Below are 734 nucleotides of genomic sequence, written 5' to 3'. Positions count from 1 at the left end.
TTCGCTACTCCACGACTTCAACACTGTCTACCGCAGGTGGATGGACGAAAAGACCAGGGTTAAAGACCCTGATACAGGAAATTGGACATGGGTATGGACACATTCCAACGTGCGAAAGGCCTACAACTGAAGCGTCCTGGGTTTAGTTCCGCTTCTTTTACGGCCCTGTGTTGATGGGCTGGGTGAGATAGTACTCGGTTTCTACTTCCTGTGGGGTGGCGTAGTCCAAAGCTTCATGAAGCCGTTTGGTGTTCCACCAATGCACCCACCGCAAGGTGGCCAGTTCGACTTCTCCGACCGACGTCCACGGGCCCTGGGCATGAATCAGTTCCGCCTTGTAGAGACCATTGACTGTTTCGGCTAGAGCATTGTCATAAGAATCGCCGACTGTTCCCACACTCGGACGGATTCCGGATTCGGCTAGCGCGGTGGAATACTTCAGTGACACGTACTGGCTGCCCCGATCGCTATGGTGAATTAACTGGTTTCCATGGATTCGCCCTGCAGTCGTTAACGCATGCTCCAATGCCTCCATGAGCAGCGCATCGGTACGCATCGTCGAGCGTGTAGCAACACCAACAATTTTTCGGCTAAATACATCCACGACAAACGCGGTGTAGGCGAATCCTGACAGGGTGCGAACGTAGGTAATGTCGGCAACCCACAGCCTGCCTGGTGCCTGCGCACGGAAGTTTCGGCGCACAAGATCCGGGCGATGATCCGGTGTCTTCGGG

At 54.5% G+C, this 734-nt stretch carries 1 protein-coding gene and 1 pseudogene; one reads left to right on the top strand and one right to left on the bottom strand.

Features of this window, described 5'->3' with window-relative positions; all coding sequences use genetic code 11:
* A pseudogene (locus tag QP934_RS11470) lies at window positions 1-127 on the top strand (IS1249 family transposase); the annotation flags it as partial.
* Window positions 128-157: 30 nt separating this feature from the next.
* Here QP934_RS11470 and QP934_RS11465 read toward each other — a convergent pair.
* Window positions 158-734: IS3 family transposase (locus QP934_RS11465; protein WP_419127587.1), on the bottom strand; the 577-nt coding region annotated here is incomplete at its 5' end.

This window comes from Corynebacterium sp. MSK122, from assembly GCF_030229435.2.
Lineage (GTDB): Bacteria > Actinomycetota > Actinomycetes > Mycobacteriales > Mycobacteriaceae > Corynebacterium > Corynebacterium marquesiae.
Note: the sequence above shows the minus strand (reverse complement) of the source record. Positions and strands in the feature narration are given on the sequence as shown.